Source organism: Streptomyces sp. NPDC032721 (assembly GCF_055579625.1).
This window is the reverse complement of the sequence record NZ_JBVIMX010000010.1, coordinates 223,230-241,775: the sequence shown is the minus strand read 5'-3', so window position 1 is coordinate 241,775 and position 18,546 is coordinate 223,230. Positions and strand designations below refer to the sequence as shown.

The window sequence follows — 18,546 nt, the reverse complement described above, 5'->3', positions numbered from 1 at the left end:
GCCATCGCGCGACCGGAGCGAGCGAGCTCGCGCCATCCCCGAGCCGACAGCACCCCAGGATCGGCGGTCAGCACTTGCAGGCAGACGTGGTCGGCTCCCGCGTCGAGGTGCTGCTGAACCGTGGGGCCGCGAGCAACTCGACGCCCGCAACGCCGTGGTACACCGCCGCAGGACGGCCCTCACCACCGGTCACCATCGGCAGCCCCTCAACCGACCCGCCTTCACCGCAGCCGGTCCAACTCACCGCCGATCGCCTCGCGCAAAGGGTCATGCCGTGGGCCGAGAGCGAACCGCCCGTCGCTCCATCTCTCACTCGGATAAAGCCACACCGGCACGCCCCCGAGCTCCACCGGCTCCCACTCGAACCGCGGCCACACATGGGCATGCAGGAAGCCGTCGGTATTGCCGAGGATCTCCAGATTGACCCGCCGGAAGGCCGGGTCCAGACGGCGGCAGGCACGCTCGACCGCCTCACCCAGTTTGTCCATGTCGGACAGGAAGGCCAGCCGCTTCTCCCGAGGCAGGTCCGACAGCCGCTGTACGTCCGGCTCATCCACGAGCAGAACCGAGTACCCCGGAAGGAACTGCACGTCCCCGATCACGGCGAACCCGGCATCCAAGCGCCGTAGCACGGCAGGGTTTTCACCCCGCAGCGCGCTTCCGATCCGATCCCTCCGCCAGTCTCCAGCCATGGCGAGAACCTACACCTCAACGATTCGGGCAGACCCGCCGACGTGTCCCGACGGAGTCGGTCCGCGTCTCTGCATCCTCAAGGTTCCCGAACCCAAGACGGCGAAGAACCGGCTCCACATCGACGTCCGAGTGCCAGGACACGGCAGTTCCGACGAGCGGTGGGCACGGATCAGGGCGGAATCCGCACGCCTGGTGCGGGCGGGTGGGACCGTCCTGGGGGAGTTCGACGGGCACCATGAGCTGATGGCCGACCCGGAGGGCAACGAGTTCTGCGTCGGCGCAGCCGCCGTGTGAGGGGTTGACGGGCCAGGGCCCGTGCCACACCAGCCCCTGGGTGGGCTTGGGCCGTCGTGGGCGATGGGTTCTGCGGCGGTCGTACTGTCGAAGCCGTTGCCGAGGAGGATTTCGGATGCGCAGCGTGACCTATTCGATGAGCGTCTCACTGGATGGCTACATCGTCGGGCCGGACGGAGACTTCGGCTGGACGGCGCCCGACGAGGAGGTCTTCCGGTTCGCCACCGACGAGGTGCGCGAGCTCGGCGTCCACCTGTTGGGGCGGCGGTTGTACGAGACGATGGTGTACTGGGAGACCGTCGGCCAGGACCGTGGCGAACTCACCGCGATCGAAGAGGCCGCCGAGGCTCTCCGGGCCGAGCCGTCGTTCGACGCCGCGATGCTCGAATTCGCCGAGATCTGGAAGGCGCTGCCGAAGGTGGTCTTCTCCACCACGCTGTCGACCGTGGTGGGCAATACCCGCCTGGCTTCAGGCGGCCTGGCCGAGGAGATCGAGCGGCTGCGGGCCGAGCCGGGGGAGGGCAACATCGCGATCGGCGGCGCGACTCTGGCCGCCGAGGCGGCCGAGCTGGGGCTGATCGACGAGTACCGGGCCAGGGTCTATCCGGTACTGGTCGGCGGTGGCATTCCGTTCTTTCCTCAGCGTGAGCGCCGGGCCGATCTCGAACTCGTCGAGACCCGCACCTTCAGCTCGAAGGTCGTCTACCTCCGCTACCGCGTGGCGCACGACCGCTGAGCACCGCCACCCACCGGAACTACTTCTCCTCGGGCTCCGATTCCGATTCCGATTCCGGCTCCGGCTCCGGTTCCGACAGGAAGGTGCGGACAGCTGCCGCGTATTCGACCGGTGCGTCACGATGTACGACGTGGCCTGCCGCCAGCTCAACGCGTTGGATCCGGCCGGTGAAACTGGCCACCATGTCGCGGGCGTGGTCGGTCGACAGTTCGTCGCTGTGCGTTCCGTGGATGAGCAGGGCCGGGCACGATATCCCCGTCCAGTCCTTTCGGTGGTCTCCATTGAGGGCCTTCTGCGACCGCAGGGTGTGGTCGGGGTCGAAGGAGAAGCCCCATCCCTCCCCGGCGGGCCGCAGGGAGCACTCCAGATACGGGGCCGCCCGGCCGAGCGCGGTGAGCAGGGCCTGGCGGGACGGCGCGTGGCGGGGCAGTCGCTCGGTGAAGGAGCAGTCCACGTTCACCACCGCGCCGATGTCCTCGACGATCAGCGCTGACACCCGGCCCGGATGCCGTGCGGCGTACTGGTAGGCGTTCACGCCGCCCAGGGAGTGGCCGAGCACGGCGACCGGGCCGAGTCCCAGATGGTGGTGGAAGGCCGCGATGTCGGCGACGTAGTCGTCCCGTTCGTAACTGGAAGCCTTGTCGGACTCGCCGTGCCCACGCTGATCGAGCGCGATCACCCGCCACTGCGGCGCCAGCAGATCGGCAAGCTGCCCGAACTCCGACGCCTCGTTGTAATGCCCGTGGAAGGCCAACAGCGGAACCCCCGGACCGCCGAAGTCCAGGAACGACAGCTGACGCCCACCCACACCGAAGAACCTACGCATACGGCGGATGCTATGCGGCAGCACTGACAACAGCGTCCGGCCAACCACCTACTCACTCACTCAATCACTCACTCAGGACGAGCTACGTCCGTCCACGACTTCGGCGAAGTACGGCCAGCCGTCCACTTCGAGGTTCTGCACCGATGGCCGGGTCTCCAGCGCGGGCGCCGCGACGTCGAGCAGGCGCCTGACCGTCCCCGGCTCGTAGAGGTTGAGCCAATTGCGGTCGGGGAGGCGTATGACCGTCCCCGCCTCGAAGTACGAGTTCGAGATGATTCTTTCCGGGCCCGGGGCGAAGACCAAGGTCAACCGGCGTCGAGTGCCCTGCGCCGGCACCTCTGGGAAGAGGGAGAGCGACAACCGACAGTCGTCGTAGTCCGGCCTCACCCGCTGCCGGACCGTCCAACGCCAGACGGCCCCGTCGACCACGAGGCGGCGGACCCGTCGTTCGCTTCCCACCGGGTCAGCGTAGATCGTCGGTGCGGTGGCGTGCCGTGTATTGCCGTTCATTGAGCGCGGACTTGCTCGGTTACGCTCGCAGCTCGCGACGCCGTCGCAGAGAAACCAACCAACCAACTCCTTGGGCGCAGGATGACCGATTCCGACACTCAGTGGCGGCTCTGGCACGGCAATGTCCTCGTCGGCACGATCCTCGTCGAGGAAGCCGGCATGCCGTGGCAGCGCGGACGATTCCTGCCGGAGCCTGCCTTCGGCCGCTTCAGACCCTGGTTCGACGAGGTCAACGCCATTGTCGAGGCGCAGGACTTCGAACGGTTCGACGATGCCTACGACCGCATCGAGAACGCCCTGACCCTGGCATCGCCATCGGGGCCCGTTGCCGAGTTCCTCCTCCACATCGACCAGGACCGCGCCTGGTTCCGCTGGGACACGGGCCCGAACCAAGTTGAGGGGGCGAGGAGTTGAGGAGATGAGGGGTTGAAGCTCAAGATCCGCTAGCCCAACTCGACGACTTCCTGGCCCGCGCGGTGAGCGAGGGCCTCATCCGCCCGGCCTTACCGGAGGGAAGCGAAATCGGCGAGCGTACGGAAGTCCTCCTCGCGCAGGCCGATGCGCGGGTTGACGTGGTGGAGGAGTGCGGGGCCCCGGTGGTGGGCGGTGACGTACGCCTCGTCGAGTTCGCTCTGTTCGTCGTCCACCCAGGCGAAGGGGCGGCCGTTGGCGTAGTCCAGCAGGGGGCGGGCCTTCCAGTGGACCCCGTCCGGCCGTTCCTGGAGCAGAGTGTCGCCGAACTCGACGAAGGGGAGTTCGGGGAGGCCGAGTACGGGGGCGATCCATCGATTGGCATCGTTCATCCAGGTGGTGGCCCAGCACAGTTCGTAGTCGAGCTGGAGCAGGTCCCGCCCGTGCTCGGCGTTGAGCCAGACACGCAGGGGCCGCCGCCGGACCGCAAGCGCACCGTGTTCCGTCGCGGTCCCGTCGTCCTCGGGCACCCTGAGTGTGGTGTACCCGTCGGGGCGTCTCTCCGGCTTGGCCGCATAGGGGTTGAGCGGTCCATCGACGTCGAGGAACAGCAATGGTCGCTTCATGGTCTTCCCTCTGTGCCCCACTCCGACGGTGCCGTGGAAGCGTAGTCGCAAGTCGATACGTACGCGGCCGGCGGGGGCGTCGACCGCCGCCGCGCATCACGTCCTGCCTGACTTGGTTGGCTGGTGCAGGTCCACGGACCTCGACATCGCAGGAATCCCGCCCTATTCCTGGCGCGAGCGTTTCTGGGCGGGCGCGCTGTGCGTCCCCGCGGTCCTGGTCTCGGGCGCTCTCTCCCCCCCCCGCAAGGGATGTAGGACCACAGCCCCATGTGCATACCGATCTTGCTGGCTAGCATCGGCGGCTATGCAAAGCAGAAAGACCGTTCACCGCTCGACGGCCGAACGCACCCGCGAGACACTCGACCGCCTTGCCGGGGAGCGGGACGCCTGGGTGGCGACGGCTCATCCCGATCACGGCCCTCACCAGGTCCCCTTGTGGTTCGCATGGGACGGGAAGGCGGTCTGGGTGTGCACCGGCGCGACGTCCGCGACCGTACGGAACGTACGTGCGGACCCGCGCGTACGCCTGTCGCTGCCTGACACCTTGGACGTCGTACTGCTCCAAGGGTCGGCGGAGTGCTTCACGGACCAGGAGGTGCCGGCCGACGCGGCCGACGCGTTCGCCGACAAGTTCGGGTGGGACCCGCGTACGGAGGACGGTTCCTTTGTGTATCTGCGCATCGCGCCGAGGGTGGTACGTGCCTGGCGTGGAGAGGCGGAGCTGAGGGGCAGGGTCATCATGCGTGACGGGGCTTGGCTGGGGTAGGCGCCACTCCGACATTCGTACACCCGCAGCCCAGCGCTGGACCGACCAGTCCGTCGACGGCTTCCTCTGGGCCTGGGTCCGGCTCCTGGAGGGGCGGCTCGACGGCACCGACCGAACGAGGTGAGTAGCGCCCGCGGTCTGCGTCTGTACGCCGCGGCGCTCGCCGCTGACTTCGCCCGCGACCGGGAGGAATGGGAGGCGAGGGTCAGCCGCGGTGAATGGCGGGCGACGGTGGCAGTTGGGCGTCCGGAACCCTCGGGCAGGTACTCGAATCCTGGGCCGCCTGCCTCGCCGCCGACACACCGTTCCACGCCCAACTCGAACCAGTCACCTGGCGGTCGGTCGCCCAACAGCTCTCCGCTGCCCAGGTGTACGAGTAGCCCGGCTGACATCATGCTGAAGTGGCCCACGACATAGCGTTCTTCCTCGCTCCCGACGACGCGACAGCCGCTGCGACCCGTCTGCGGGGGCCTGGTGAGGCCTTTGAGTCTGTGACGTGCCGTTTCTTTGAGCCCGGCAGCGCCATCGTCGAGTGGGACATGTACTTCGCGGATCCCTCGGCCGGGGCGCCGACGGATGAGCAGCTCTGTGCGTGGCGGCCGTGGCCGGAGTGGGTCACTGCTCCCCTGAACGATGGCGTCGAGGTCTTCGCAGTGCCGCCGAGGTTGACCCGGGCGTTGGCCGATGCCGACTCCACCGCGCTGGAGGAGTTGGCGGACCGCTGGACCACCAGGCTCAGAGCCGCCGACGGGGACGACATGACCGACGACGATCTGCTGGCGGTCCTGCAAGGAGTCGCCCGGCTCGCGGTGTTGGCGGTGAGCACCGGTGGTGGTCTCTACAGCTGGAGTTTTTGACCGCACGGGAGACACTGGCGCGGTGAGTCAGCTTCAGGAGATCGTGGCACTGACCGACGCCGTGTTGGGCGAGGACGTCATCGGCGTCTACCTCCATGGGTCCTCCGTGCTCGGCGGACTCAGGCCGGCCAGCGACCTGGACCTACTGGTCGTCACCCGGCGGTCGATGGAAGCGCGGCAGCGTCGTGCGCTCCTCGATGGTCTGCTCCTGAACTCCGGCTCCCTCGCCAAGGCCCGCCCGGTCGAGCTCACGGTGGTCGTCCAGTCCGAGGTCCGGCCCTGGCGGTACCCTCCGACCTGCGACTTCCTGTACGGCGAGTGGCTGCGTGCCGAGTACGAGGCGGGGGAGGTGCCTCGGCAGGAGCCGATGCCCGATCTTGCCTTGCTGATCACGATGGTGCTGGCCGGGGATCACCCGCTCACCGGCCCTGCGCCCGCACAGGCCCTCGACCCCGTCCCGCGTTCCGACCTGGACCGGGCGAGTGCGGCCGGTATCCCCGACCTGCTCGACGACCTGGACGGCGACACCCGCAACGTCCTGCTCACCCTCGTACGCATCTGGAGCACGCTCGCCAGCGGTGAGATCAGGTCGAAGGACGCCGCCGCCGACTGGGCCCTCGCGCACCTCCCGCCCGAACACCGCGCGGTCCTCGCGTACGCCAGGCAGCTGTACCTCAACTGCCGCTATTCCGAGGAGGACTGGAGCGAGGCGTTGCGGGCGGAAGTGCGTCCGTTTGTGGATCATGTGGCTGGCGAGATCGGCCGGTTGAATGACGGGGGTCGGTGAACTCAGCTGTCGGCGGCGTCAGTTCGGTCAGACGGTCGTGGTCGTGGTCGGCTCGGGGGCGGGCTGTTGCCGGTCGCCGCCCGCATCGGTGGGCTCGCTCTTGGAGCGGTGGCGGGTGAGGACCAGTACCAGCGCTGCGGCAGCGAGCGTCACCGCGCCTGCGGTCAGGGCGAGAGTGTTGTGGCCGGTGGCGAACACCGCGTGCACGGTGTCGGTGAGGAAACTGTGTTGCGGGGAAGGGGAGTTGGCAATCAGCTTGTCGGCTCCGCCTCCCGACAGTGTCTGTGCGGCACCGTGCGGGTCGGGGACCTTGCCCTGGAGGAGGCGGCCCATGGTGGAGACCGCCAGGGTGCCGAAGACGGCGACCCCGAAGGCGTAACCGAGCTGTTCGAAGGTGCTGTACGTGCCGCTGGCCATGCCCGCGCGCTCCGGGGGCACCGAGCCCAGCGCCAGCGAGGCGGCCACCTGGAACACCAGGCCCATGCCGACACCGCTCAGCGTCATCCCGCCGACCAGGGCGGGCCAGCCGGAGTCGGGGCCCAGGAAGCCCTGCGCGCAGATGCCCAGGCCCGCCAGGAGCAGGCCCAGAGTGGCGCCGATACGGGGCGAGGGCCTGGGCACCCAGCGTCCGGCGGCGACGGCGACCAGCCCGGCCGCCAGCGCGTGCGGCAGGATGACCAGGCCGGTGGCGACGGGGGAGAGGTGCTGCACGGACTGCAGCCACATCGAGGTGTACGGCATGATCCCGTAGACCGCGCCCTCACCGATCGCAATGGTGATCATCGCGGCGGTGAACGCCGGGCGGCGGAAGAGTGTCAGGTCCAGCAGCGGGTGGCTGCTGCGCCGCTGCACCCCCACGAACGCCACGAGGGCCAGGACCGCGACGCCCAGCGGGACAAGGGTCGCCGATGCCGCCCACCCCCGGGAGTGCGATGCGGTCAAGGCGTACACCAGGCCGCCCGCGCCGAGCGCGAAGAGCACCACGCCCGGCACGTCCAGGCGGCGGGTGGTGTCCTCAGCAGGAGCCGGGACAGCCGGAGTGGTCACGGTCGAGCGCGGGATGCAGCGGTACGTCAACCACAGGGCGAGCGCGGCGACAGGCACATTGACGTAGAAGATCCACCGCCAGTCCAGTGCCTGGGTGAGCAGTCCGCCCAGGATGGGGCCGAGCGCGGCGGCGCTGGAGGCCACCGCCGCCCACACGCCGAACGCCATCCCCAGCCGACGCCCCGCATACAGGGTGCTGATCAGCGACAGGGTGGTCGTGAACATCGCGGCTGCCCCGAGGCCCTGCACCAGGCGGGCCGCGATCAGCCACCCCATGCCGGGCGCCAGCGCGCACGCGACGGAGGCGAGCGCGAAGACCACCAGGCCCGTCGCATACACGCGGCGCCGTCCGTGCAGGTCGGCCAGCATGCCCGCGCCGAGCAGGGCGGCGGCGACCGCCAGCGCGTAGCCGTCGGCCACCCACTGCAACTGCGACAGCGACGCCCCGAGGGATTCGGACATGGACGGCAGTGCGACCAGCACGATCGTGACGTCGACCAGCAGGACGAACGTACCCAGGCAGACAGCTGCCAAAGGGCCCCAAATGCGCATGAGTGATGACTCCAGGAGTGGAGGGTCAGGACTCGGTCACCCTGCAAGGCCTACCGTTCGTACCCCTAGTCAGATCTGGGAGAGTGGAAGAAACCGACAGTGGAGTGGGGTATCACGGTGGATTCCAGCAAGCCAGACAAGCTCGATGAACTGGACCAGCGGCTGCTGCAGGGCCTCCAGCTCGACGGCCGGGCCCCCTTCAGCCGCCTCGCCGCCGACCTGGACGTCTCCGAGCGCACCGTCGCCCGCCGCTACCAGCGCCTCCTGGGCAAGGGGCTGCGCATCGTCGGCCACCCCGTCCCCGCCCGCCTCGGCCTGGTGCGCTGGCTGCTGCGCCTGCACTGCACCCCTGACGCGGCCGGCACCATCGCCGACGTGCTGGCCCGCCGCCCCGACACGAGCTGGGTCACCCTGGCATCCGGCGGCACCGAGCTCTACTGCGCGCTCAACACCCGTACCGCGGACGAACGCAACGCCCTGCTCCTCGACAAACTCCCCCGCACCCCGCACGTACTGTCCGTCAGCGCCCACTGCATGATGCGGATCTTCGTCGGGACCACCAGCACCTGGCACGCCACCCGCTTCGAGACCCCGGTGCCCGCCGAAGCCACCGTCCCGGCCGACCCGCTGCCCCTGGACGGGACGGACCGCGCCCTGTTCACCGAGCTCGCCCGCGACGGCCGCGCCACCCTGCCCGAACTCGGCGCGGCCGTCGGCCGGTCGCCCTCCAGCGTTCAGCGCCACCTCGACCGGCTGCGCGACGAGGGCGCCCTCGGCTTCGCCGTCGACTTCGACCCCCAGCTGCTCGGCTACCGGATGAGCACCCGGCTCTGGCTGAACGTCGCCCCCGCCCACCTCCGTACCGTCGGCGAAGCCCTCGCCACCCACCCCGAAATCGCCTTCGCCGCCGCCATCACCGGGACCGCCAACCTCGTCGCCAGCGGCATCTTCCGCACCCCGATCGACCTGTACGACTACATCGACCGGCGCATCGGCCCCCTGCCGGGGATTCAGAGCATCGAGACCGCCCCGACCCTGCGCGAGGTCAAGCGCCTCGCGCCCGCGCTGCCCTGACGCATCCACAGCTCACAGGGCTTGTCGAGTGGGGCGGTGCGGGGTGTAGGGGGCCCAGCCGGGGGCGCCGGTTGCGGCGAATGAGACCCAGGCGCCGTGTACCCGGACCGCGAGTCCTGGCGGTGCGGGGGCCGGGCCGAGGAGGCCGGTGTCGCCGTGCGATGCCGCGTCCTACGAGCTGCGCCATCCCCTCGTCGGCACGGTGACGGTGACCCAGCAGACGCTGTCGGTCGCGCGGTCGCCGGAGCAGACGCTCATCGTGTGCACCACGCCCGCAGGATCTCCCTCCGAGGGGGCACTCGCGCTGCTCCGGCAGGCGAGCCAGGGGCAGGGACGGTAGGGACGGCGGGCACGGCAGGGTGCCGGAAACTCCGGCCGGGTGCCGGAAACTCCGGACGGGTCGGGCGAATGCCGGGGCCCGGGCCCAACACCGCCGCGAGTGGCCTAGGTTGGGATCTCCGTATGACCGACCCAGGGGGATCACCGCATGGCCGCCCACCACCCACAGCCCACCCCGGCCCGCGCCTCGACCCACCCCACACCCCACACTCCGAAGGGCTGACGTTCCCGCCGTGCAGCAACTGACGGGGGAGGACCCCGCACACATAGGCCCGTACCGTCTGATCGCCCGGCTCGGTGCCGGTGGGATGGGGCTGGTGTACCTGGGCCGCAACGATCTCGGACGGACCGTCGCCGTCAAGGTCGTACAGGCCGAGCACGCCCAACACGCGGAGTTTCGGGCGCGGTTCGCCCGTGAGGTGGCCGCGGCTCGGCGGGTGGGCGGGGCCTGGACCGCGGACGTCCTGGATGCCGACACCGCGGCGGCAGTGCCGTGGGTGGCGACCCAGTACATCCCGGGGCCCGACCTCACCACTGTCGTGTCCGAGGACTTCGGGCCGCTGCCGGAGAAGTCGGTGCGTACGCTCGCCAACCGCCTCGCCCTCGCGCTCCAGGCCGTGCACGGGGCTGGCCTGATCCACCGGGACCTCAAGCCGTCCAACGTACTGATCACCGTCGACGGCCCCCGCGTCATCGACTTCGGCATCGCGCGGGCGATGGACAGCCTGGGCGGCGACAGCCTGCACACCCGTACCGGAATGCTGATCGGCTCGCCCGGATTCATGTCGCCGGAGCAGGTGCGCGGGCTCGAACTCACCCCGGCGTCCGATGTGTTCTGCCTCGGCGCCCTGCTCGTCTACGCCGCCACCGGACGCCTCCTCTTCGGCGCCACGGAGACCGGCCTGAACGCCCATCTCTTCCGTATCGCCGAGGAGGAGGCGGACCTCACCGGGGTGCCGGACTCGCTCGTCGACCTGGTACGGGCCTGCCTGGACAAGGACCCGGCCAAACGGCCCACCCCGCACGAGGTGGCCATGGCAACGGAGTCCGCGGAGGCGGGCGAGTGGCTGCCCGGAACGGTCCTGGCGCAACTCGGGCGCCGCGCGGCCCACTTGCTGGACTACACCCCGGCCCCGGCACCGGCCGCACAGGCACAGGCACAGGCACCGTCACCGGTGCCCGCATCGCCCGCGTACGCCCCGACCGCCGCCGCCGCCGGCCCGGCCCCGGCGCCAGGCATCTGGGGCGCCCCCACGGCCCCGGCCCACCGGAATGACCGAGCCGCGAACGCCCCGGCTGCCCCGTCGGCCCCGACGACCCCCTCGGCCCCGCTCCCCAGACGCTGGTGGGCCCTGTCCGCCCTCGTACTGGCCCAGCTGGCCGTGCTGTTCGACGCGCTGTTCTCCAACTACGTCCTGCTGGTCGGGGGCGCCGCCCAGGACCTGGGGATGCCCAGCGACGGCTTGAGGGTGTCGTCCACCGTCTACCTCGACATCATGCCCATCGTCTACTCGCTGGCCTTCGCCGCGCTGCTGCTGTTCGGCTCCCGCGTCACGGACCGCGTCGGGCGCAAACGTACGCTGCTGATCGGCCTGGTGGGCTTCGCGGTCACCGCCACGGTTGCGGGCCTGGCCCCCACTTCCGGCGTGTTGGGCCTGGCCCGCGCTCTCCAGGGTGCCTTCGCGGCGTTGGTCTCGTCGTCCGTACCGGGCCTGGTGTCCGACAACTTCACCGACGACCGGGAACGCCGCAAGGCCTTCGGGATCTACGTCGCCGTCGCGGGCAGCGGGCCGGTGCTCGGCCTGGCGGCCGCCTTCTACGCCCACTTCGGCATGGAGGCCTGGCGCGATTCCCTGCTCGCAGTGGTTCCCTTCGCCGTCCTCGCGGTGATCGGAACGGCCATCGCCGTGCACAACCAGGCGGGTCGCACCCGCTTCGACGGGCTCGGCGTGCTGTTCGGCGCGGCCGGCGTCATCGGCATCAGCGGAGCGATCCCGCACTTCACGGGCCGCGAAACATTCCTCCCACCCCTCGCGCTCGCCCTGCTCGTGGCCTTCGTGTGGTGGCGCACCGGCAGCACGACGGGCACGCTCGGCCCGCCGTACGCGAGTGCACCACGGGCGCCCCTCGCCTACCTGCTCGTACTGACCCTCATCAGCATCGGCGTCTTCGCCCTGCTCCAGGGCGCCGGACTGCACTACTAGCGACAGACCCGCGCCGCACGGCCGCGACCGGACGTGTTTCGATGGTGCCCAGCCCCGCACCCCGCGCAGAAGAGACCCGTACCTGATGCCCAACCCCCCGCTCCACCCCACCACCCGTACCACCCGCACCGCCCGCGCAGTCGGTACGGCCCTCCCGGCAACGCTCCTCCTCGCGCTGAGTCTGGGGCTCGCCGCCCCCGCCCAGGCGGCGGACCAGTCCGCCACCGCCGTCGCGCACCCGGCCGGTCGCGCGACGGCGCCCGACCGCGCGACGGTGAGGGAAGGCCAGGTGCGGGAGGTCGCCCCGGGCGGCGTGCTGACCTACCCGAGCGTCACCAGCTGCCTCACGGTCACCGTGCGGCTCAGGGACGGCGGTCTGGTCGGTGCGCACGCCAGCCTGTTCCAGGTGCCGGGCGAACTGCGTTCCGACGCGATCCTGAAGGCACTCGGCGAGCTCGTCGGCCAACGCCCCGTGGCCGCCGTCCAGGTCAAGGGTGCCGTGGGCGCCTGGCACCCGAGCTACTTCACGAAGGCGATCGAGAGTTACGGCGAGGGCGAGCAGGTACCGGTCCCGTCCGGCCAGGACTTCGAGGGGCTCGGCCGGGAGGTGGCCTGGGGCCTCGGCCTGCCCCGGGTCCTGGTCACCGTCGAGGACGTCCCCGACGGCGACCAGATCGTGAGCTGAACACGTCCCCGGGACCCTTCAGCGGTCAAGCCGACAGCACTCCCGTAACGCCAACGAGTGCCATATAGGACCTGCTGCGTGTCCGGGGGTTTGGCCGGGCGGCCGAACGACCAGGGTCCGGTGGTCAGTTCGTTTCCCCCAGGAGGTTTCAATGACCGGTGACGTGCGCGGACAAGAGTACGACCGCACCTTCGACGCGCTCGACGCGAACGCCAACGGAGTGCTGGAGGAACAGGACTTCGTCACCCTCGGCAAGTCGATCGCCCGCGCCGCCGGCGCCCCGGACAGCTCCGCCAAGGCGACGACGCTGGCGGGGGAGTGGCGCCGCTGCTGGGTCCTGCTCCTGGAACACGCCGACGCGAACGGTGACGGCCTGATCAGCCGCGAGGAGTTCCGCCAGGCGATGTCGGGAGACCTGGGGGACCGGGCGGCCCTGGAACGCAATCTGCGCGCCGGGTTCGAGGCCGAGTTCGCCGTGATCGACACCGACGACGACGGTGTCGCCGCCGTCGAGCAGATGACGGCGTTCCTGATCGCCTGGGGCCTGGAGAGCGAACTGGCCCACACGGTCGCGGCGCGCCTCGACCTGAACGGCGACGGTTACATCACCCGCGACGAGTACGTGGCGGGCTGGAGCGGCTGCTTCCTGGACCCGGCGACGGACACGGACGCCGAGGCCATGGGCACCCCCTTGCTGGCATACGTCGGCTGACCCCGGGGCCGCCCGGCACGAAAGCACACGACGGGCGGCCCGTTCCGGCAAACCGGCAATCCGGCAAACCGGCACAAGAGTGGGATCCGTCAGGCCGTCTCCTTGCGGCGGCCTCCTTCGGGGATGACCAGTGGTGTGCCTGCCACCGGGCACTCGATCACGGTGGCCCGCAGGGCGAACACCTCGTGGACGAGTTCCGGGGTGACGATCTCCGAGGGCGGGCCCGCCGCCACGATGCGGCCCTCGCGCATTGCGATGAGGTGGTCGGCGTACCGGCAGGCCAGGTTGAGTTCGTGCAGGACCATCACCACGGTGCGGCCCTCGGAACGGTTGAGTTCCGCGACGAGTTCCAGGACGTCGACCTGGTGGGCGAGGTCGAGGTACGTGGTGGGCTCGTCCAGGAGGAGTACGGAGGTGTCCTGGGCCAGTGCCATCGCGATCCACACCCGTTGGCGCTGGCCGCCGGAGAGTTCGTCGATGGAGCGGTGCGCGAGTTCCGCCGAGCCGGTGGCCTTGAGGGCCGCGTCCACGGCGGCCTCGTCCGCCGAGGACCACTGGCGCCACCAGCGCTGGTGCGGGGTACGTCCCCGGGCGACGAGGTCCCGTACGGAAATGCCGTCCGGCGCGGTCGGGGTCTGCGGCAGCAGGGCCAGGCGCAGCGCGAAGTCACGGGCGGACAGCGACGCGATGTCCTCGCCGTCCAGCAGTACGGTGCCGCCGGCCGGCTTGAGCAGCCGGGCGAGGGCGCGCAGGGCGGTGGACTTGCCGCAGGCGTTCGGGCCGACCAGGGCGGTGACCTTGCCCGCCGGAACGGGCAGGTCGAGATCCTCGGCGACGATCCGGTCGCCGTAGCCCAGCCGGAGACCGGAGCCGTGCAGCGCGGCGGGCGGGGTGCCGGTCTCAGGAGCGGTCGGTGGGGCGGTCATGTCAGCCTCCCTTTCCGGCCCGGTTGGTCCGGGCGAGGAGCAGCAGCAGGTACGGGGCGCCCACGGCGCCGGTGAGAACGCCGACGGGCAGTTCGGTCGGGGCCAGGACGAGGCGGGCGGCCAGGTCGGCGAGGACGAGCAGGACCGCGCCGGTCAGCGCGCTGGTCACCAGCGGGATTCCCGCGCTGCCGGTGAGCCGGCGGGCGATCTGCGGTGCGCCCAGTGCGACGAAGGCGATCGGCCCGGCGGCGGAAGTGGCCAGGGCGGTGAGGCAGGTGGCGAGCACCAGCAGGGCGATCCGGGAGTGCTTCAGCGGGATGCCGAGGCTGCGCGCCGTGTCGTCGTCGTACTGGAGGAGCTGGTACGGGCGCGCCAGGGCCAGCGTGAGCGGCATGAGCAGCAGCAGGGCGAATCCGGCCCACTGGACGTGTTCGTAGCCCCGGCCGTTGAGGCTGCCGGTGAGCCAGACCATGGCGCGGGAGGCCTGGTCGATGTCGGCGCGGGCCAGCATCCACCGGGTCAGGGCCATCAGGGCGCCGTTCGCGGCGAGCCCGACGAGTACGAAGCGGTAGCCGGTGATGGTGCCGTCGCGGTAGGCGAGCAGGTAGATCGCGACGGAGGTGAGCAGGGCGCCCGCGAGCGCGCCGAACGGAACGGCCCCGAAGGTGCCGGCCCCGGCGGCGGTGACTCCGCCGATCAGGATCGCGGTGACCGCGCCCGCTCCGGAACCGGCCGCGATCCCGATCAGGTCGGGACTGGCCAGGGGATTGCGGGTGACGGCCTGGTAGACGGCCCCGGCGAGCCCGAAGGCGGCGCCGACCAGGAGGGCGGTGAGCGCGCGGGGCAGCCGTAGTTGACGGATGATCAGGTCCGCCGCGCCGTCGCCGGTGCCCAGGACCGCGCCGAGTACGTCCCCGACCGGGATGGCGTACGTACCGAGGGACACCGATACGACGAGTGCCGCGAAACCGGTGACGGCGAGGACGAGGACGACGGCGGCCGTACGAGGGCGTACCGCCAGGCCGATCGGTCCGCGCTCGAACCTCAACAGGCTCATGCGGTGTGCTCCTTGAGCTTGCCCCGCTTGACGAGCAGCGCGAGGAACGGGGCGCCGAGCAGCGCGGTGACCACCCCGGCCTCCAGCTCGCCGGGCCGGGCGACCATCCGGCCGACGACGTCCGCCGACAGTACGAGGACGGCACCGCCGAGGGCCGAGCAGGGCACCAGCCAGCGGGCGTCGGGCCCGGTGAAGGCCCGTACGACGTGGGGGACGACGAGGCCGACGAAGGTGACCGGGCCGGCGCCGGCGACTGCTGCCCCGGCGAGCAGGACGACCGCCACGGCGCCGAGCAGCCGGGTCGTCCGGACCTTGGTGCCCAGGCTGCTCGCGAGGTCGTCGCCGAGTGCGAGGGCGTTGAGTCGGCCGCTGATGCCGAGGGCGAGCAGGAGGCCTGCTGCGACGAACGGGAGGAGCTGGAGGGCCAGTTGGCCGTCCCTGCCCGCGAGTGAACCGACCGCCCAGAAGCGGTACTGGTCCAGCGTGCGGACATCGAGGAGTACGAGGGTGTTGGTGCCCGCGTCGAGGAGAACAGTGACGGCTGCCCCGGCAAGTGCCAGTTTGGCCGGAGTTGCCCCTCCGTACCCGGTTCCGCCGACGGCGTAGGCGAGCATTCCGGCCAGCGCGGCGCCGAGGAAGGCGAACCAGATGTACTCGAAGGGGCTCGTCAGCCCCAGAGCCCCGATGCTGAGCGCGACGGCGAAGGCGCCGCCCGCACTGATCCCGATCAGGCCCGGGTCACCGAGGGGATTGCGGGTGATGTCCTGCGCGATGGCTCCCGCCGCCCCCAGTGCCAGACCGACGACGAGACCCAACAGGGTACGGGGCATGCGCAGTTGGCGGATCACCAGGGCGTCGCCGTCGGTGCCGCCGCCTATCGCGGTCAGTACGTCGGACAGCGGTACGGCCTTGGTGCCTATCGCGAGCGAGGCACAGACGGCCGCCGCGACGGCGGCGAGGAGCAGGGCAGTCACCATGGCGCGGGTGCCGATTCGCGGTGGTGCGGGGGCAGGTGGAGCGGGGCGGCGCGCAGGCGCTGCCACCCCTCCGACGTCGGGCTTCAAGGTCACGCCTCACAAGGTAAGGGATACCTAACCATGGGTGATGCGCACCCCCGGATGGATCGCACGCACGTCCGGGGTGGATTCGGTCCTGAGCAGCAGCTATTCTCACATCGCCCCTACAAAGGTAAGCCTTGCCTAAGTGTGGCGGGCTTTCCTTTTCCGCATTGCCGATGCCGTCTTTTGGGAGACACCCGATGCACCTCTTCGCTCAGCGCCGCCGGCCCGGCCGAATCGCCGCTGCCGCCCTCACGGCGGCGCTGGCCCTCTCGCTGGCCGCCTGTGGCGGCGGTGACAGCGGCAAGGCCGCCAACGGCAGTTCGGACAAACCGGCCGCAGCCGACGCGGGCTTCCCGCGCACCATCACCCACGACAAGGGCACCACCGAGATCAAGACCAAGCCGAAGCGCGTGGTGGCGCTGGACAACAGCCTGGTCGAGGCCGTGGTCGCCGTGGAGGCCCCGCTCGTCGGCGGCATCGGCTCCTACCGCGACCAGAAGGGCTTTCCCCCGTACCTCGGCGACGCCGTCAAGAACGCCAAGGACGTCGGCCCGCTGACCAGCCCCAACCTTGAGGCGATCGCCGCCCTCAAGCCGGACCTCATCGTCTCGGCGACCGTCCGGCACGCGGACCTGTACGACCAGTTGAGCCAGATCGCGCCGACCGTCTTCGTCAAGACGACCGGACCGATCTGGAAGGAGAACATCACCTTCCTCGGCAAGGCCCTCGGCCAGGAGGACAAGGCCAAGGCCAAACTGACGGCGTACGAAACCCGGGCCAAGAAGATCGGTGACGCCATCAACGCACTGGGCGGCGGCAAGGACGGCGGAAAGCCGACCTTCAGCGTGACGCGGTTCGTCGACGGCCCCACCCGCATCTACCTGCCGAAGACCTTCAGTGGCGTCATCCTCACCGACATGGGGCTGACCCGGCCCGAGAACCAGCGCGACACCAAGGAGTTCAACATCGAGATCAGCGAGGAGCAGATCCAGCAGGTCGACGCGGACCACATCTTCCTGACGTCCTTCTCGGGCGGCGAGGAGCGGAAGAAGAAGTTCATGGCGAACCCGCTGTGGAAGCGGCTCAACGCGGTCAAGAAGGGCAACGTCCACGAGGTCGACGACGCCATGTGGATGACCTCCGTCTCGCTCCAGGGCGCCGACAAGGTGCTCGACGACCTGGCGGCGACCTTCAAGGTCGACCCGGCCAAGTGAGCTGCGGCTGAACCTGGTTGCCCGTTCCGGGCCGGGGGGGGGGGGGGGGGGGGAACACCCCCCCCCCCCCCCCCCCCCCCCCCCCCTCTCCCCCCCCCCCCCCCCCCCCCCCCCCCCCCCGGCCCTCGGCAGTATCCGACCCGCGCGGACTGCCGGGGCAGTCAGCTCTCCAGCCTCCGCAGCCGTTCCGCGTCGCAGGTCCTCGGGCAGGTACCGCACGGCTCCGCCGCGTCGAGCGCGTAGTACAGGCAGCAGCCCAGCCGGGTGCGGGTCGGGTACGCGCGACCCTCGCGGCCCGCGAGCCGGCGGAAGTCCGCACCCCCGGGGAACGGCGCGACGGCCGTCGGGAGCAGATCGGTCGCCGCGCTCACGGCCCGATCCTCCTGCCCCAGGACGCGACCGAGGTACCAGACCCCGGAGACCAGGTCGTCGGCCGCCATGCCCCACAGGGCACGCGGTCCGCGCCGGGCGTACGGGCCGATCGCGGCCAGCAGTGGACGCATGTGGTCGACCACGGCGGCCCTCAACTCGGCGCGGAGCGCCTCCTCGTGACCGACCACCCTGGCCCCGGCCCCCCTCCCGGAGCCGACCGCCGGATCGTCCGGGAGGCAGGCGAACGAGGAGCCCGCGGCCACCTCGAACGCACCCGTCGCCAGGTGTACCCGGATCTCCGCGGGGCGGATGCGCGGGACGCGCCGCTCCAGGTACCAGGCGCCGCTCATCAGCAGGCTGACGGACCAGAGGTAGTCGTGGAGCGCGCGGGAAGCGGCGACGTCGCGGCGGGGGGCGAGTCCGTGGCGCTCGTGGATGCGGGCCGACTCGGCGTCGATGAAGGACTCCAGGGCCTCCGGGTGTTCCGCGAGGTCCGCTCCGGTCACCCAGCCGCCCGCCGCCCGGCCGGAGCCCGTGGCCACCCGTACGTCCAACGCCTCGCACATCCCTGCGAGCCGCAGGTAGACGGAGGTGAGCACCTGGCGGCCACCGGTGACGACGGCGCGGGCCGTCGCGGTGTCCAGGGGTGTGGTCATCGGCATTCCTTCAACGGCGTGCGGGCGTGCGGGCGTGCGGGCGTGCGGGTGTACGTGCGTACGGGCGTGCGGTGCGGCGGCGAAGCGCCAAGATCCAGCAAAACAAAGGTAAGCCTTACCTTATGAGTTTGGCTGGCCGTG

General features: G+C 70.7%; 22 protein-coding genes and 1 pseudogene. 13 read left to right on the top strand and 10 right to left on the bottom strand.

Annotated features, from left to right (window positions below; genetic code table 11):
- Positions 1-20 precede the first annotated feature (20 nt).
- Positions 21-119, bottom strand: a pseudogene (locus ACZ5PB_RS22445) (TIGR03620 family F420-dependent LLM class oxidoreductase); the annotation flags it as partial.
- A 102-nt stretch (positions 120-221) separates the two neighbouring features.
- Positions 222-692, bottom strand: a complete 471-nt coding sequence (locus tag ACZ5PB_RS22440) for an HIT family protein (RefSeq protein WP_468693477.1) — start codon at positions 690-692, stop codon at positions 222-224.
- Between ACZ5PB_RS22440 and ACZ5PB_RS22435 the strand changes: the two genes are divergently transcribed.
- A complete protein-coding gene (locus ACZ5PB_RS22435) occupies positions 691-987 on the top strand; it encodes a VOC family protein (RefSeq protein WP_468693476.1) in 297 nt (98 codons plus the stop codon). The two genes, ACZ5PB_RS22440 and ACZ5PB_RS22435, sit on opposite strands and share 2 nt — an antisense overlap.
- A 115-nt stretch (positions 988-1,102) precedes the next feature.
- Positions 1,103-1,723, top strand: a complete 621-nt coding sequence (locus ACZ5PB_RS22430; RefSeq protein WP_468693475.1) for a dihydrofolate reductase family protein — start codon at positions 1,103-1,105, stop codon at positions 1,721-1,723.
- A 19-nt stretch (positions 1,724-1,742) separates the two neighbouring features.
- On the opposite strand, the gene ACZ5PB_RS22425 is transcribed toward ACZ5PB_RS22430, so the two are convergent.
- The gene (locus ACZ5PB_RS22425) at positions 1,743-2,549 is read right to left on the bottom strand and encodes an alpha/beta fold hydrolase (protein ID WP_468693474.1); all 807 of its coding nucleotides are present in this window, start codon (positions 2,547-2,549) and stop codon (positions 1,743-1,745) included.
- A 72-nt stretch (positions 2,550-2,621) separates the two neighbouring features.
- Entirely contained in the window at positions 2,622-3,008 is a 387-nt protein-coding gene (locus ACZ5PB_RS22420; RefSeq protein WP_468693473.1) for a hypothetical protein, read from the bottom strand.
- Positions 3,009-3,140: 132 nt separating this feature from the next.
- Between ACZ5PB_RS22420 and ACZ5PB_RS22415 the strand changes: the two genes are divergently transcribed.
- Complete coding sequence (locus ACZ5PB_RS22415) at positions 3,141-3,473, top strand: hypothetical protein (protein WP_468693472.1); 333 nt, start codon at positions 3,141-3,143, stop codon at positions 3,471-3,473.
- An 89-nt stretch (positions 3,474-3,562) separates the two neighbouring features.
- Here ACZ5PB_RS22415 and ACZ5PB_RS22410 read toward each other — a convergent pair whose 3' ends face one another.
- Positions 3,563-4,096 (bottom strand): hypothetical protein, encoded by a 534-nt coding sequence (locus ACZ5PB_RS22410; RefSeq protein WP_468693471.1) that lies wholly within the window; start codon positions 4,094-4,096, stop codon positions 3,563-3,565.
- A gap of 304 nt (positions 4,097-4,400) precedes the next feature.
- Between ACZ5PB_RS22410 and ACZ5PB_RS22405 the strand changes: the two genes are divergently transcribed.
- The 4 genes from ACZ5PB_RS22405 to ACZ5PB_RS22390 all read left to right on the top strand — a co-directional run bounded on the left by ACZ5PB_RS22405 (position 4,401) and on the right by ACZ5PB_RS22390 (position 6,506).
- Positions 4,401-4,862: a pyridoxamine 5'-phosphate oxidase family protein gene (locus ACZ5PB_RS22405; RefSeq protein ID WP_468693470.1), complete on the top strand. Its 462-nt coding sequence runs from the start codon at positions 4,401-4,403 to the stop codon at positions 4,860-4,862.
- Between the two features lie 218 nt (positions 4,863-5,080).
- Positions 5,081-5,242, top strand: a complete 162-nt coding sequence (locus ACZ5PB_RS22400) for a hypothetical protein (RefSeq protein WP_468693469.1) — start codon at positions 5,081-5,083, stop codon at positions 5,240-5,242.
- 21 nt (positions 5,243-5,263) lie between these two features.
- Complete coding sequence (locus ACZ5PB_RS22395) at positions 5,264-5,719, top strand: hypothetical protein (RefSeq protein WP_468693468.1); 456 nt, start codon at positions 5,264-5,266, stop codon at positions 5,717-5,719.
- Between the two features lie 22 nt (positions 5,720-5,741).
- Positions 5,742-6,506 (top strand): aminoglycoside adenylyltransferase family protein, encoded by a 765-nt coding sequence (locus tag ACZ5PB_RS22390; RefSeq protein ID WP_468693467.1) that lies wholly within the window; start codon positions 5,742-5,744, stop codon positions 6,504-6,506.
- A gap of 27 nt (positions 6,507-6,533) precedes the next feature.
- Here ACZ5PB_RS22390 and ACZ5PB_RS22385 read toward each other — a convergent pair whose 3' ends face one another.
- Complete coding sequence (locus tag ACZ5PB_RS22385) at positions 6,534-8,105, bottom strand: MFS transporter (protein ID WP_468693466.1); 1,572 nt, start codon at positions 8,103-8,105, stop codon at positions 6,534-6,536.
- Between the two features lie 117 nt (positions 8,106-8,222).
- On the opposite strand from ACZ5PB_RS22385, the gene ACZ5PB_RS22380 reads away from it, so the two are divergent.
- The 5 genes from ACZ5PB_RS22380 to ACZ5PB_RS22360 all read left to right on the top strand — a co-directional run bounded on the left by ACZ5PB_RS22380 (position 8,223) and on the right by ACZ5PB_RS22360 (position 13,119).
- A complete protein-coding gene (locus ACZ5PB_RS22380) occupies positions 8,223-9,179 on the top strand; it encodes an Lrp/AsnC family transcriptional regulator (protein WP_468693465.1) in 957 nt (318 codons plus the stop codon).
- 148 nt (positions 9,180-9,327) lie between these two features.
- Entirely contained in the window at positions 9,328-9,519 is a 192-nt protein-coding gene (locus ACZ5PB_RS22375; protein WP_468693464.1) for an MmyB family transcriptional regulator, read from the top strand.
- 232 nt (positions 9,520-9,751) lie between these two features.
- A complete protein-coding gene (locus ACZ5PB_RS22370) occupies positions 9,752-11,722 on the top strand; it encodes an MFS transporter (RefSeq protein ID WP_468693463.1) in 1,971 nt (656 codons plus the stop codon).
- Positions 11,723-11,807: 85 nt separating this feature from the next.
- Positions 11,808-12,407, top strand: a complete 600-nt coding sequence (locus tag ACZ5PB_RS22365; RefSeq protein WP_468693462.1) for a hypothetical protein — start codon at positions 11,808-11,810, stop codon at positions 12,405-12,407.
- Positions 12,408-12,558: 151 nt separating this feature from the next.
- Entirely contained in the window at positions 12,559-13,119 is a 561-nt protein-coding gene (locus ACZ5PB_RS22360; protein ID WP_468693461.1) for an EF-hand domain-containing protein, read from the top strand.
- Between the two features lie 89 nt (positions 13,120-13,208).
- Here ACZ5PB_RS22360 and ACZ5PB_RS22355 read toward each other — a convergent pair whose 3' ends face one another.
- From ACZ5PB_RS22355 to ACZ5PB_RS22345, 3 genes are read right to left on the bottom strand one after another with little or no spacing between them, the layout of a single operon-like run.
- Positions 13,209-14,045 carry an ABC transporter ATP-binding protein gene (locus ACZ5PB_RS22355; protein WP_468693460.1) on the bottom strand — a complete coding sequence of 279 codons (837 nt, stop codon included), beginning with the start codon at positions 14,043-14,045 and terminating at the stop codon, positions 13,209-13,211.
- A 1-nt stretch (position 14,046) separates the two neighbouring features.
- Complete coding sequence (locus tag ACZ5PB_RS22350) at positions 14,047-15,102, bottom strand: FecCD family ABC transporter permease (protein WP_468693459.1); 1,056 nt, start codon at positions 15,100-15,102, stop codon at positions 14,047-14,049.
- On the bottom strand, positions 15,099-16,172 hold the full coding sequence (locus ACZ5PB_RS22345; RefSeq protein ID WP_468693458.1) for a FecCD family ABC transporter permease: 1,074 nt from the start codon (positions 16,170-16,172) through the stop codon (positions 15,099-15,101). Before ACZ5PB_RS22345 ends, ACZ5PB_RS22350 begins: the two co-directional genes overlap by 4 nt.
- A 188-nt stretch (positions 16,173-16,360) precedes the next feature.
- Between ACZ5PB_RS22345 and ACZ5PB_RS22340 the strand changes: the two genes are divergently transcribed.
- Complete coding sequence (locus tag ACZ5PB_RS22340) at positions 16,361-17,377, top strand: ABC transporter substrate-binding protein (protein ID WP_468693457.1); 1,017 nt, start codon at positions 16,361-16,363, stop codon at positions 17,375-17,377.
- Between the two features lie 161 nt (positions 17,378-17,538).
- On the opposite strand, the gene ACZ5PB_RS22335 is transcribed toward ACZ5PB_RS22340, so the two are convergent.
- Complete coding sequence (locus ACZ5PB_RS22335; protein WP_468693456.1) at positions 17,539-18,405, bottom strand: (2Fe-2S)-binding protein; 867 nt, start codon at positions 18,403-18,405, stop codon at positions 17,539-17,541.
- Positions 18,406-18,546 lie beyond the last annotated feature (141 nt).